Consider the following 12591-nt stretch of genomic DNA (forward strand, 5'->3'; position numbering starts at 1 on the left):
CATGGCGGTTGCGGCGCTGGCCGTCGCCGGCCTGGCCGCATGCCAGCCTGAATCCGCCGGCACGGCGCCACCGCCTGCCGCAGCCACACCTGCGGCCGCCGCGGCGCCCCCGCCGGCCGCCGCCGTTCCCGCAGGCATTCCGGCCGCGCTGCAGGAGCGCGCCGACGCCCTGCTCGCCGCCCACCGGCAGATGATCGTGCTGATGACCGGCGAGCGAACGCTCGACGCGGCCGAGAAGCGTGCCGTCGGCGCGGTCGGGCAACTGCTGTTCCACGACATGCAGGAGCGCCAGCAGGCCCTCATCGACCAGGCCGGCGAGATGACCGATCCGGCCACCTTGCCGGCACTGAACGCTCTGCTGGACCGCATCGAAAGCGAACCCGGCTGGTTCGACGCCGACCGCCTCGCGTTCAAGGAATTCCTCTCCGAGCTGAGCACGCGCTACGCCCAGGCGCAGTCGCTGCCCGGCCTCAAGCTCGGCCGCCGCGCCAGCGAAGACCTGGCCGTGCTCGCCGAGATCGAGCAGGCCTACGACCGCGAGCTGAAAGACGTGTTCGGCCGTTTCGCACAGCGCGGCATCGAGCCCCAGCGCGAGAAGTGGTCCGACTACGTGGCCAAGCTGCAGGGCCTGTATTCGCGCGAGAAGATCCTGAAAGACTTCGGCTCCATCGTTCCGTATACGCAGGCAACCCAGCCCGCCGGCAGCGGCGCCAAGGAAAAGGAAGGCGCCGACACCCGCGAGATCTTCGGCACCTCGCTGCCGCCGAAGACCGTGGTGCTGACCTTCGACGACGGCCCGCACGCCAGGCACACCGACGAGATCCTGGAGATCCTCAAGCGCTACGACGCGCCCGCCATCTTCTTCGAGCTGGGCCGCAACCTCGGCAAGCTCGACGCACAGGGCAAGGCGCAGCTGGGCGCCAACGGCGCGGTGGCCAAGCGCGTGCTGGCCGCCGGCCACGTGCTCGCCAACCACAGCTTCAGCCACGGCGTGATGGCCAAGATGAGCGACGACACGGTGCGCACCGAGGCCTCCGAGACCGAGGCCCTGCTCGACGCCACCGGCCGTCCGCAGTCCACACTGTTCCGCTTTCCGTACGGCGCGCGCAACGAGGACAAGCTGAGCACGGTCGAGGCGCTCAAGCTGCGCTCGATGCTCTGGACCGTCGACTCCATGGACTGGGCCGACCCCGTGCCCAAGTCGATCGCCGACCGCGTGCTGGCCGAGGTCGACAAGGCCAAGCGCGGCGTGATCCTGTTCCACGACATCCAGGGCCGCACCGTGCAGGCACTGCCCACGGTGCTAGACCAGCTGGTGGCCGACGGCTACCGCTTCGCCACCTGGCGCGACGGCAAGTTCGTCGTCAATGCGGCCAAGCGCCCGCCGCCGGACGACGGCGTGGCCGCCGCCGGCAGCGGCGACACGCTCTACCGAGACAGCCACGCGCTGGTGATCGGCATCGACAAGTACGCCAAGTGGCCCGGCCTGCACCATGCCGTGCCCGACGCCAAGTCGATGGAGCAACTGCTCGTCACCCGCTTCGGCTTCAAGCCCGAGAACGTGACCGCGCTGTACGACGGCGAGGCCACGCGCGCCAACATACTGCGCGTGCTCAACGACAAGCTCGCCGACACCAGGCGCGTGAAGCGCGACGACCGCGTGCTGGTGTTCTTCGCCGGCCACGGCAGCACCCGCAAGCTCGCGAGCGGGCGCGACGTGGGCTACATCATCCCGGTCGACGCGGCGCTGGACGACCTGGCTTCCGACGCCATCTCGATGCCGCAGCTGCAGGAGGTGGCCGAGGCGCTGTCGGCCAAGCATGTGCTGTTCATGGTGGACGCCTGCTACTCGGGCCTGGGCCTCACGCGCGGCGGTGCGCCGCGCGGCAGCAAGAACTTCCTGAGCGACAACGCGCGCCGCGTCGGCCGCCAGATGATCACCGCCGGCGGCGCCGACCAGCAGGTGGCCGACGACGGCCCCGGCGGGCACTCGGTCTTCACCTGGACCGTGCTGCAGGCGCTGTCGGGCAAGGCCGACCTGAACGGCGACGGCGTCATCACCGGCACCGAGCTTGCTGCCTATGTGGCGCCGGCCGTCTCGGCCATCGCGCGGCAGACGCCGGCGTTCGGCAGCCTGCCGGGCTCGGAGGGTGGCGAGTTCGTCTTCGAGCTGCCAACCGAGCGCGAAGGCCTCAGCGGCGACATCGTGCAGCTCGACGCGGCCGCCAGCCAGGTCAACAAGCGCATCGACGAGGCCAACGAGCAGGCCGTGCACACCACGGCGGCAACACCCAAGGCAGGCCCCGCCGCCATCGAGGTGGTGGTGAAGAACCTCGAAGGCGCCGACGCCAAGCTGACCATGCCGGCCGCGGCACCGGTCTCGCCGCGCGTGGCCGCCCAGCGCGCCAACGACCGCGGCCTGCAGCTGTACCGCGAACGCCGCTACGACGAAGCCGAAGCCGCCTTCACCGAGGCGCTGAAGCTGCAGCCGCGCTTTGCGCTGGCGGCCAACAACCTGGGCTTCGTGTACTTCAAGCGCGGCAAGCCGGTGGAGGCCGCGCGCTGGTTCGAGCAGGCCATCGAGATGGACGGCAGCCGCGCCCTCGCCTACCTGAACCTGGGCGACGCCTACCTGCAATCGGGCAACGACGCCAAGGCGCTGGCCGCCTACACCACCTTCGTCGGCCTTGCGCCGAAGCACGCGCGCGTCGCGTCGCTGCAAGCCTGGATCGCCACGCCCGACGCAGCCCACCGCCCGCAACTACCGACGAACTCATAATGACGAACCACACATCCTCCCTGCTGCGGCGCCTGCGCGCGCCCTTTCTGGCCGCCACGCTCGGGGTGCTGCTGGCGGGCTGCGCCGGCGTCTACAAGTCCGACGTGGTCAGCATCAACAGCAGCACGCGGCTTGACGACACGCCGCGCATCGCGGTGCTGTCGGCCTTCGAGCCCGAGCTGAAGCTGCTGCTGACCCGGCTGCAAGGCCCGGTGAAGCACAGCGTGAACGGTGTGGAGTTCACCACCGGCACGCTCGAAGGCAAGCCCGTGGTGCTGTTCCTGTCGGGCATCAGCATGACGAACGCGACCATGAACACGCAGCTGGTGCTCAACCGCTTTCGCATCACCAATATCGTGTTCAGCGGCATCGCGGGCGGCGTGAACCCGCAGCTGCACGTGGGCGACGTGACGGTGCCCGCGCAATGGGGCCAGTACCTCGAAGTGCTGATGGCGCGCGAAACCGCGCCGGGCAAGTACAGCGCGCCGCCCTTCATCACCGACGCCACGCTGCCCAACTTCGGGATGATGTTCCCGCGCCCGGTCGAGGTGCGCTCGGCCGCCAATCCGCAGATCGTGCGCAAGTTCTGGTTCGAGGCCGACCCGAAGATGCTCGAAGTGGCGCGCAGCATCCGCAACGTCGACCTGGCGAACTGCGGCGCCGGCAAGTGCCTGCCGCGCAAGCCGCAGCTGGTGGTGGGCGGCAACGGCGTGTCGGGCCAGGCCTTCATGGACAACAAGGCCTACCGCGAATACACCTACAAGACTTTCCAGGCCAACGTGCTCGACATGGAGACAGCCGCCGTGGGCATGGTCGCGTACAGCAACGGCGTGCCCTTCATCGCCTTCCGCTCGCTCAGCGACCTCGCGGGCGGCGGCGACGGCGAGAACGAAATGGGTACCTTCATGAGCATCGCGGCGGACAACTCCGCCAAGGTCATGCTGGCGTTCCTGGCCGCCTGGAAGTGACGGCGGCGCCTGCTGGCCTCATCCGCCTTGTTCTGCTTCCGGGCATGGACGGCACCGGCGAGCTGTTCGAGCCCCTGGCCCAGGCCATGGGGCGGCGCGACGCCATCGACGTGATGCGCTACCCCGGCAGCGAGCCGCTGGGCTACGACGAACTCGAACGGCTGGTGCGCGCGCAACTCCCCACCGGCCAGCCCTTCGTGCTGCTCGGCGAATCCTTCTCGGGCCCGCTCGCCATCTCCATCGCCGCGGCCCCGCCGCCGGGGCTGCGCGGGCTGATCCTGTGCTGCAGCTTTGCCCGCAGCCCCAAGCCGGGGCTGGCGCTGCTGCGCGGCGGCCTGCTCGAGCTGTCGATGAAGTTCATGCACTCCGGCCTGATGCGCGGCCCCATGCGCCGCATGCTGCTGGGCCGTTTTGCCACGCCGCGCCTTTCGGCCTTGCTGCAGGATTCGCTGCGGCAGGTGTCGACCGCCGTCATGACACGCCGCATGAGAGAAGTGCAGCGTGTGGACGTGGTCGACAAGCTCTCGCAGGTGCGCGTGCCCGTGATGTACCTGCAGGCCATCGATGACCGCATCGTTCCCGGCCGGGCCGCCCGTACCATACAGCGCGCGCTGCCGGGCCTTCGCATCGTCCGGCTGGAAGGTCCGCACGGCCTGCTGCAGGCCGCGCCCGCCGCTGCCGCCCAGGCCATCGAAAACTTTTGCCGCGAGCTCGGCAGCCCCGGGCCCGCCAACCCATGAACCCTCTTGTGCTCCGGCTCAGCGGCATCACCAAGCGCTTCGGCGCCCTGGTGGCCAACGACGCCATTTCACTCGACCTGCAGGCCGGCGAAGTGCTCGCGCTGCTCGGAGAGAACGGCGCGGGCAAGTCGACGCTGATGTCGATCCTGTTCGGCCACTACGTCGCCGACGAGGGCTGCATCGAAGTCTTCGGCACGCCGCTGCCGCCGGGCAACCCCAAGGCCGCGCTGGCCGCCGGCGTGGGCATGGTGCACCAGCACTTCACGCTGGCCGACAACCTCAGCGTGCTCGACAACGTGATGATGGGCACCGAGCCGCTGTGGCGCCCGGTGTCCCGCCGCGCGGCCGCGCGCGCCAGGCTGCTCGACGTGGCGCAGCGCTTCGGCCTGCCGGTGCAGCCGGACGCGAAGATCGGCAGCCTGTCGGTCGGCGAGCGCCAGCGGGTGGAGATTCTCAAGGCGCTGTACCGCGGCGCGCGCATCCTGATCCTCGACGAGCCGACCGCCGTGCTCACGCCCCAGGAGAGCGAGGCGCTGTTCGCCACGCTGGCGCAGATGGTGGCGCAGGGCCTGTCGGTCATCTTCATCAGCCACAAGCTCGGCGAGGTGCTGCGCGTGTCGCACCGCGTGGCCGTGCTGCGCGGCGGCAAGCTGGTGGCCGAGGCGCGCACGGCCGACACCACGCAGGCGCAGCTCGCGCTGTGGATGGTGGGCCACGCGGTCGAGGCGCCACAGCGCCGGCCCGCGAAGTCGGTGGGCGATGCGGTCTGCGTGCTCGACCATGTGAGCACCGCCGCCGGCAAGGACGGCGGGCAGGACCGGCTGCGTGAGGTATCGCTGACGCTGCGCGCCGGCGAAATCACCGCCATCGCGGGCGTGTCCGGCAACGGACAGGTCGCGCTGGCCGAGCTGCTGTGCGGCACGCGCCGGGCCTCCTCGGGCTCCGCGCAGCTGATGGGCCGCGCCTTGCCGCCCTCGCCCGCCCGGCTGGTGCAACGCGGCGTCGCGCGCATACCCGAAGACCGGCATGCAGTCGGCGTGGTCGGTGACCTGCCGGTGTGGGAGAACGCGGTGTCCGAGCGGCTGCGCAACCCGGTGTTCTCGCGCTGGTCTTTCCTCGTGAAGCGCGCCGCCGCGAAGCTGCATGCGCGGCGCATCGAAAAGGCGTTCGACGTGCGAGGTGCCGGCCTGATGGCCCCGGCCCGCTCGCTCTCCGGCGGGAACATGCAGAAGCTGATCCTGGGCCGCGCCCTGCTCTCTCCCGAGCAACCCGAAGCGGCCAAGGGCGACGACAACAAGAAATATCCGAACCGCGCACCGCGCCTCATCGTCGCGCACCAGCCGACCTGGGGCCTGGACATCGGCGCGGTCGCCTATGTGCAGCAGCAGCTCATCGCCGCACGAGACGCCGGCGCCGCCGTGCTGGTGATTTCGGACGACCTCGACGAAGTCCTGGCGCTCGGCGACCGCGTGGCCGTGATGCACGGCGGCCATCTGGGCGAAGCGCGCCCCGCCGCCGCATGGACGCGCGAGGCGATCGGCCTGGCCATGGCCGGCGCAACAACAGCGCCGCAGCGCAAAGGAGCGTCCTCATGATGCGGCTCGAAAAACGCCACGAAACCTCGCGAACGGCGCTGGTGCTCGCACCCGTCGGCGCGGTCGTGTTCACCATGCTCGTCAGCGCCCTGCTGGTGCTGTGGGCCGGCGCGCCGGTCGGCCGCACCTACGCGCTGCTGCTGCAGGGCGGCTTCGGCTCGGTGTTCGCCTGGAGCGAAACGCTGACGCGCGCCATTCCGCTGATCCTCACCGGGCTGGCGGCCACGGTCGCTTTCAAGGCGCGGCTCTTCAACATCGGGGCCGAGGGGCAGCTCTATGCCGGCGCGCTGGCCGCTGTCGCAGTGGGCGGCATGCATGGCGGCACGGGCTTCGAGCTGTCGCCCTGGCTGCTGTTCCCGCTGATGATGCTGGCCGCCGCCGTGGCCGGCGCGCTGATGCTGCTGGGCCCGGCGCTCATGAAGAACAAGCTGGGCGTGGACGAGGTCGTGACCACGCTGCTGATCAACTTCATCGTGCTGCTGGGCGTGTCTGCGCTGCTCGACGGGCCGATGAAAGACCCGAGCGCCATGGGCTGGCCGCAGAGCGTGTCGCTGCAGTCCGACCTGGAGCTGGGCAAGCTGGTCGCGCAGACGCGGGTGCACACCGGGCTGCTGTGGGCGGTGTCGCTCGCGGTGATGGTGTGGGCCGTCTTCAAGTACACGGTGCTGGGCTTCGACATCCGAGCGGTGGGCGCCAATGCGCGCGCCGCCGCCTTCGCGGGCGTGCCGGTGACGCGCACCGTGGTCATGGTGGCGCTGCTGTCCGGCGCGCTGGCCGGGCTGGCCGGCGCCATCGAAGTGGCGGGCCGCACCAGCTACGTCACGCTCGACATGTCGCCGGGCTACGGCTACACCGGCATCGTGATCGCGATGCTGGCCGGCCTGCATCCGCTGGGCGTGATCGCGGCCGGCGTGTTCGTGGCGGGCGTGCTGGTGGGTGCGGACACCATGAGCCGCGCGGTGGGCGTGCCGACCTATATCGCCGACGTGATCGTCGCGGCCTCGCTGATCGCGGTGCTGGTGGCGACGTTGCTGACGCAATACCGCGTGCGGATGAAGAAGTAAATGACCGACTTGCTCGACATCCTCGCCAACCCCGCCTTCTGGGTCGCGGTGCTGCGCATCGCCACCCCGCTGATCCTCGGCACGCTCGGCGTGCTGCTGTGCGAACGCGCGGGCGTGCTCAACCTCGGCATCGAGGGGATCATGGTCGCCGGCGCCTTCACCGGCTGGCTCGCGGTGTATGCCGGCGCGCCGCTGTGGGTGGGCGTCGGCGTGGCCGCGCTCACAGGCATGGTGTTCGGCCTGCTGCACGCGTTTTTGACCGTGGGACTCGCGCTATCGCAGCATGTGTCGGGGCTGGGCATCACGCTGCTGGCGACCGCGCTCAGCTACTTCGGCTACCGCGTGAGCTTTCCCAAGGTGAACACGCCGCCGACCATCACGCCCTTCGCGCCGATGGACTGGCTCCCGTTGCCCATCCTCAATGCGCAGACCGCGCTCACGCTGTTCGCGCTGCTGCTGGTGCCGGCGGTGGGCTGGGTGCTTTACCGCACGCCGCTCGGGCTGGCGCTGCGCATGGCCGGCGAGAACCCGCAGGCGGCCGAGAGCCAGGGCGTGTCGGTCGCGGCCACGCGCACCGGCGCCATCGTCGCGGGCTCGGCGCTGATGGGCATGGCCGGCTCCTTCCTCACGCTGTCGGCCTTCAACGCCTTCTTCTTCAACATGGTCAACGGGCGTGGCTGGATCTGCGTGGCGCTGGTAGTGTTCGCCTCGTGGCGGCCGGGCAAGGCGCTGCTCGGCGCGCTGCTGTTCGCGTTCTTCGACGCGCTGCAGCTGCGGCTGCAACAATCGGGCGATGCCGTGCTGCCCTACCAGCTGTACCTGATGCTGCCGTACCTGCTGTCGATCCTGGCGCTGGTGCTGGTGGCACGCAAGGCCAGCTATCCGCAGGCACTGATGAAGCCCTACCGCAAAGGGGAACGTTGACGATGAACGCGCCTTCCGCCATTCGAGCCCGGTTGCTCGCCGCCCTGCTGGTCGTGTGCGGCGGCGGCGCGCACGCGCTGGGAGCCGACATCACCTACGAGAATTTCAAGACGCCCGACGCGGTCGACTGGGTGCAGCTGTGCGGCACCTGGGACAACGACCACCAGGGCGTGTACCGGGTGATCCACGCCGAGCAGTTCGCGCAGTCGTTCCTTTACGTGCAATGGATGAAACGCGACGCCGAAGGCAGCCTGCAGGCCGCGCACACCGTGTCCATTGCGGAACTCGACAACGACCATGCGGAGATCGGCCTGTCGGAGCTCACCTGCCGGGCCACGCCGCGCGGCATCGTGGTGACGGCAAAGGCCAGCTCGGGGCACGACGACAAGCTGCGCCGCGTGACCATCGAGGTCGGGCCCAGGCCGGGGCAATACCTGTTCCGGGCGCAGCGCACCCGCTAGGCCCGGCCCATGACGCTGCCCCTGGCACTCGACGCCGCGACCGGCCGCATCGAAGTCTTCGGCGCCGTCATCGATGCGGACAGCCGGGCCGATGACGTTCCGCCCCTCTTCCTGAAGACCTGGCACATGGTGAACGTGGAAGGCCGGCAGATCGAATGCGTATTCGCCACCGCCAGCAGCACGGCCACCACCGACCGCAGCGGCGTCGAGCTGACCCTGCGCTTCGAGTACGAACGGCTGGCCAGCGCATTCATCACGCTGACGCCCCATCGCCACCGCAACCTGGACACCGAAGCCTTCCACGCCAGCGCCGACGACCGCTACCGCTTTCACGAGCGCTGGCTGGCGTCGGCCGGCGTGCCGCGCCAGCCGGCCACGTTTTCCTGGGGAGAAACCGGCGTCGCGCGCGACCGTAGCGAAAACGTGCACATCTATCTTCACTGGACGCCGCAGCCCATGCCTGGAGAAAGCGGCGACGGAAAATAGACCCCCGATCGATTCACAAGACCCACACGATGCTCGACCTCCTGATCACCAACGCCACCCTCCCCGACGGCCGCACCGGTATGTCGATCGCCGTGCAGGACGGCCGCATCGCCGAAGTCACCGAGGGCCTGGACGCACCCGCGCATGAAAAGCTGGATGCGCAAGGCATGCTGCTCGCGCCGCATTTCGTCGACCCGCATTTCCACATGGATGCCACGCTGAGCTACGGCCTGCCGCGCGTCAACCAGAGCGGCACGCTGCTCGAAGGCATCGCGCTCTGGGGCGAACTCAAGCCGCTGCTCACGGCGGAGGCGCTGATCGAGCGCGCGCTGGCCTACTGCGACTGGGCCGTGGCCAAGGGGCTGCTGGCGGTGCGCTCGCACGTGGACACCAGCGACCCGAGCCTGCTCGCGGTCGATGCGCTGCTCGAAGTGAAGCGCCTGGTGGCGCCCTACCTCGATCTGCAATTGGTCGCCTTCCCGCAGGACGGCGTGCTGCGCTCTCCCGGCGGCGTCGAGAACCTGGAGCGCGCGCTCGACAAGGGCGTGGACGTGGTCGGCGGCATTCCCCATTTCGAGCGCACCATGGCCGACGGCGCCGCCAGCGTGAAGCTGCTGTGCGAAATGGCCGCCGAGCGCGGCAAGCTGGTCGACATGCATTGCGACGAGTCCGACGACCCGCTGTCGCGCCACATCGAGACGCTGGCCTTCGAGGCACAGCGCCTGGGCATGCAGGGCCGCGTAACGGGCTCGCACTGCACCTCGATGCACTCGATGGACAACTACTACGTGAGCAAGCTGCTGCCGCTGATCGCGCAGAGCGGCGTGGCTGTCATCTCCAATCCGCTGATCAACATCACGCTGCAAGGCCGCCACGACAGCTACCCCAAGCGCCGCGGCATGACGCGCGTGCCCGAGCTGATGGCCGCCGGCGTGAACGTCGCCTTCGGCCACGACTGCGTGATGGACCCCTGGTACGGCATGGGTTCGGGCGACATGCTCGAAGTGGCGCACATGGGGCTGCACGTGGCGCAGATGACCAGCCAGGCGGGCATCCGCCAGTGCTTCGACGCGGTGACGACGAACGCGGCGCGCGTGATGCACCTGGAAAACTACGGCATCGAGGCCGGCTGCGACGCGAGCTTCGTGCTGCTGCAGGCGCGCGACCCGGTCGAAGCCATCCGCCTGCGCGCCACGCGGCTCAAGGTGTTCCGCAAGGGCCGGCTGCTGGCGCAGACGCCGGCCGCCACCGCGACGCTGCATTTGCCGGGGCGCGGCGGCGAGACCGGCTGGATGATCCCGAAGGCCTGACCGGGGAGCTTTTCTATGAAGCGCCTTCTGCCACATTGCATCGCCTGGCTGCTGACACTGGCGCTTGCTCCGGCATTGGCGCAAACCGACGTTCGTCGGCTGGCCGACCTGCCCTACGGCACAGACGCAGCGCAGCGCATGGACGTCTACCTGCCGCCCGGTGCGCACGGAGCGCCGGTACTGGTGATGGTTCATGGCGGCGCCTGGATGTTCGGCAAGAAAGACGCCGCTTCGGTGGTGGATCTCAAGGTCGAGCACTGGGTGCGCGAACAGGGTTTCATCCTGGTGTCGGTGGCCTACCGCTTCGTGCCGCAGGTCGATGTGATGCAGCAGGCGCAGGACGTGGCGCGCGCGGTGGCCGCAGTGCAGGCCGGCGCAGCCTCGTGGGGCGGCGACGCGGGCCGGCTCGTGCTCATGGGGCATTCCGCGGGCGCGCATCTGGTCGCGCTGCTGAGTGCATCACCCGGTATCGCGCGGCAGCAAGGCGCCCGGCCCTGGCTCGGTGCGGTCGCCCTCGACAGCGCCGCACTCGACACCGCGGCCCTGATGGAACGTCGCCATCCGCCCTTCTACGACCGCGTGTTCGGCAGCGACCCGGCCTTCTGGCGCACCGTGTCGCCGACCGATGCGCTGGCGCCCGGCGCGCCGCCGATGCTGCTGGTGTGCTCGACGCAACGCCGTGACGGTTCTTGCACGCAGGCCAGTCAGTTCGCAGCACGCGTCAAGGCCACGGGCGGACGCGCGGAGGTGGTGCCCGAAGACCTGTCGCATGCGCAGATCAACGCCGAACTCGGCCTGCCCGGCGCCTACACCTCAGCGGTGGACGCCTTCATTGCCTCTATCGACCGGCGGGCTCGCTGAGGCGGGCGACTCCAGGTCGCACCGCATATGGACCTTGCCGGGCAATTCGCCATCGACGTCGATGGCCAGCGGCTGGCGCTCCCGCTTTCGCACGCCGAAGGCGAGCCCCGCCGCACCGGCCAGCACGCCGGTGTCGTCAAGCCTTCCCGCTCCTGAACGGTGGAAGTGAAGGCGCTGGGGTGCGTGGCATAGGCGTCGAGCATCAGGGCACGGTAGGCCGCCGCATCGGAGGCCGTGAGCCGGCGAACGAGGTTTTTATCGTTGTCAGAAGCGGACACAGACGGATTGCCTTTCCTGCAGCACCGCCTCCTGCCCGAAGCGCTTGCGGTACGTGTCGAGGATGCCGGCAATGGCGGCATCGTCCTTGGCGCTGCGCGGGTGCAGCAGGACCACGAGCTTCGACGGCTCGCGCCCCACTTCGCCCGATGCGCCGCGCCATTGGCCGGCGGCGTCGATCACGCTCAGGCCCTGCGGAAACGCCGGGGTCACGGCGGTTTCGAGGAAATCGCTCCACTGTGCGTCGGAGACCTGCCCACCGGCGGGGATGGCACGGCCGAAATAGAGCGTGTCGCGCTCGGAGGCGTCGAAGCCGGAGGCGCATGATGCAGGCGGCACGGTGCCGCACGCGGAAAGCACGAGTGCCGCGGCACCGAACAGCCACGCGCCACGCATCACTCGACCCGCACCACGAGCGGCCGCGCCTGGCCTTCCTCGGCCGGCGTGCCGTGCTCGAGCACGCGCCAGCCCGGGCTCCATCGCACCACGCGCCCTTCGGCCACGGCGGCCTCCAGCAAGGTCTGCGCCTCTTCAGGCTTGCGCCAGTCGAGCGTGAGATGGCGCAGGTCCCAGTCCCACCACGGGCAAGCCTGGATGCGCTCGATGAGCGCGTCAGAAAAGCGGCGGCGAATCATGCGCGCGGGCACGCCGCCCATCACGGCGAACGGCGGCACGTCCTTGGTCACCACCGAGCCCGCTCCGATGATCGCGCCGTCGCCGATGGTCAGGCCGCTCTTCATGCTCACGCGCGAGCCGATCCACACATCATTGCCGATCACGGTCCGTTCGAGCTGCGGGTATTCGTGGGTGGACACATGGCTGAACGGCGGCGGAAAGAACGGCTGGTGGGAAACAGGGTGAGTCGTCAGCCAGTCCGACGGGTGCTGGGTCAGCACGTTCAGGTTGTCGCCGACCGAGCAGTAGCGCCCCATACGGAACTGATGCAGCTGCACGAGAGGCGCAATGTACGAATACGCCCCCATCGACACCCCGTTGGTGTGGACGTTCACGAACAGCCGCACTGGCGGCTCGAAGCGAAACGGCAGCGCCACCATCGCGCCGGTGGCGAGGAACAGGCCGTATTCCTCGAGGGCGGTCGACAGCTCGGGATTGATTTGCAGCATGGT

General features: G+C 69.5%; 12 protein-coding genes. 10 read left to right on the forward strand and 2 right to left on the reverse strand.

From position 1 onward, the window contains the following. Position 1: 1 nt before the first annotated feature. Genes ACQY8B_RS12030 through ACQY8B_RS12075 form a run of 10 tightly spaced genes read left to right on the forward strand, consistent with a single transcriptional unit; the run spans position 2 to position 11188 of the window. Positions 2 to 2779, forward strand: a complete 2778-nt coding sequence (locus ACQY8B_RS12030; RefSeq protein ID WP_422086919.1) for a polysaccharide deacetylase family protein — start codon at positions 2 to 4, stop codon at positions 2777 to 2779. Next, positions 2779 to 3747 carry a 5'-methylthioadenosine/S-adenosylhomocysteine nucleosidase gene (locus tag ACQY8B_RS12035; protein ID WP_422086920.1) on the forward strand — a complete coding sequence of 323 codons (969 nt, stop codon included), beginning with the start codon at positions 2779 to 2781 and terminating at the stop codon, positions 3745 to 3747. Before ACQY8B_RS12030 ends, ACQY8B_RS12035 begins: the two co-directional genes overlap by 1 nt. A gap of 44 nt (positions 3748 to 3791) precedes the next feature. After that, positions 3792 to 4487 (forward strand): alpha/beta fold hydrolase, encoded by a 696-nt coding sequence (locus ACQY8B_RS12040; protein WP_422086921.1) that lies wholly within the window; start codon positions 3792 to 3794, stop codon positions 4485 to 4487. Further along, positions 4484 to 6082: an ABC transporter ATP-binding protein gene (locus ACQY8B_RS12045; RefSeq protein ID WP_422086922.1), complete on the forward strand. Its 1599-nt coding sequence runs from the start codon at positions 4484 to 4486 to the stop codon at positions 6080 to 6082. Before ACQY8B_RS12040 ends, ACQY8B_RS12045 begins: the two co-directional genes overlap by 4 nt. Further along, complete coding sequence (locus ACQY8B_RS12050) at positions 6082 to 7146, forward strand: ABC transporter permease (protein WP_422089185.1); 1065 nt, start codon at positions 6082 to 6084, stop codon at positions 7144 to 7146. The genes ACQY8B_RS12045 and ACQY8B_RS12050 overlap by 1 nt, the downstream gene beginning before the upstream one ends. Continuing rightward, positions 7147 to 8070: an ABC transporter permease gene (locus ACQY8B_RS12055; RefSeq protein ID WP_422086923.1), complete on the forward strand. Its 924-nt coding sequence runs from the start codon at positions 7147 to 7149 to the stop codon at positions 8068 to 8070. A gap of 2 nt (positions 8071 to 8072) precedes the next feature. Continuing rightward, complete coding sequence (locus ACQY8B_RS12060; protein ID WP_422086924.1) at positions 8073 to 8531, forward strand: hypothetical protein; 459 nt, start codon at positions 8073 to 8075, stop codon at positions 8529 to 8531. Positions 8532 to 8540: 9 nt separating this feature from the next. Next, positions 8541 to 9017 (forward strand): hypothetical protein, encoded by a 477-nt coding sequence (locus ACQY8B_RS12065; RefSeq protein WP_422086925.1) that lies wholly within the window; start codon positions 8541 to 8543, stop codon positions 9015 to 9017. A 29-nt stretch (positions 9018 to 9046) separates the two neighbouring features. Then, positions 9047 to 10327, forward strand: coding sequence for an amidohydrolase family protein (locus ACQY8B_RS12070; protein ID WP_422086926.1), 1281 nt, complete (start codon positions 9047 to 9049; stop codon positions 10325 to 10327). Positions 10328 to 10342: 15 nt separating this feature from the next. Continuing rightward, a complete protein-coding gene (locus ACQY8B_RS12075; protein WP_422086927.1) occupies positions 10343 to 11188 on the forward strand; it encodes an alpha/beta hydrolase in 846 nt (281 codons plus the stop codon). Between the two features lie 264 nt (positions 11189 to 11452). Here ACQY8B_RS12075 and ACQY8B_RS12080 read toward each other — a convergent pair whose 3' ends face one another. Then, positions 11453 to 11860 (reverse strand): DUF3574 domain-containing protein, encoded by a 408-nt coding sequence (locus ACQY8B_RS12080; protein ID WP_422086928.1) that lies wholly within the window; start codon positions 11858 to 11860, stop codon positions 11453 to 11455. Further along, entirely contained in the window at positions 11860 to 12588 is a 729-nt protein-coding gene (locus tag ACQY8B_RS12085) for a CatB-related O-acetyltransferase (RefSeq protein ID WP_422086929.1), read from the reverse strand. The genes ACQY8B_RS12080 and ACQY8B_RS12085 overlap by 1 nt, the downstream gene beginning before the upstream one ends. Between the last annotated feature and the right edge of the window lie 3 nt (positions 12589 to 12591).

The sequence above is a fragment of the Variovorax sp. genome, from assembly GCF_965279555.1.
Lineage (GTDB): Bacteria > Pseudomonadota > Gammaproteobacteria > Burkholderiales > Burkholderiaceae_C > Variovorax.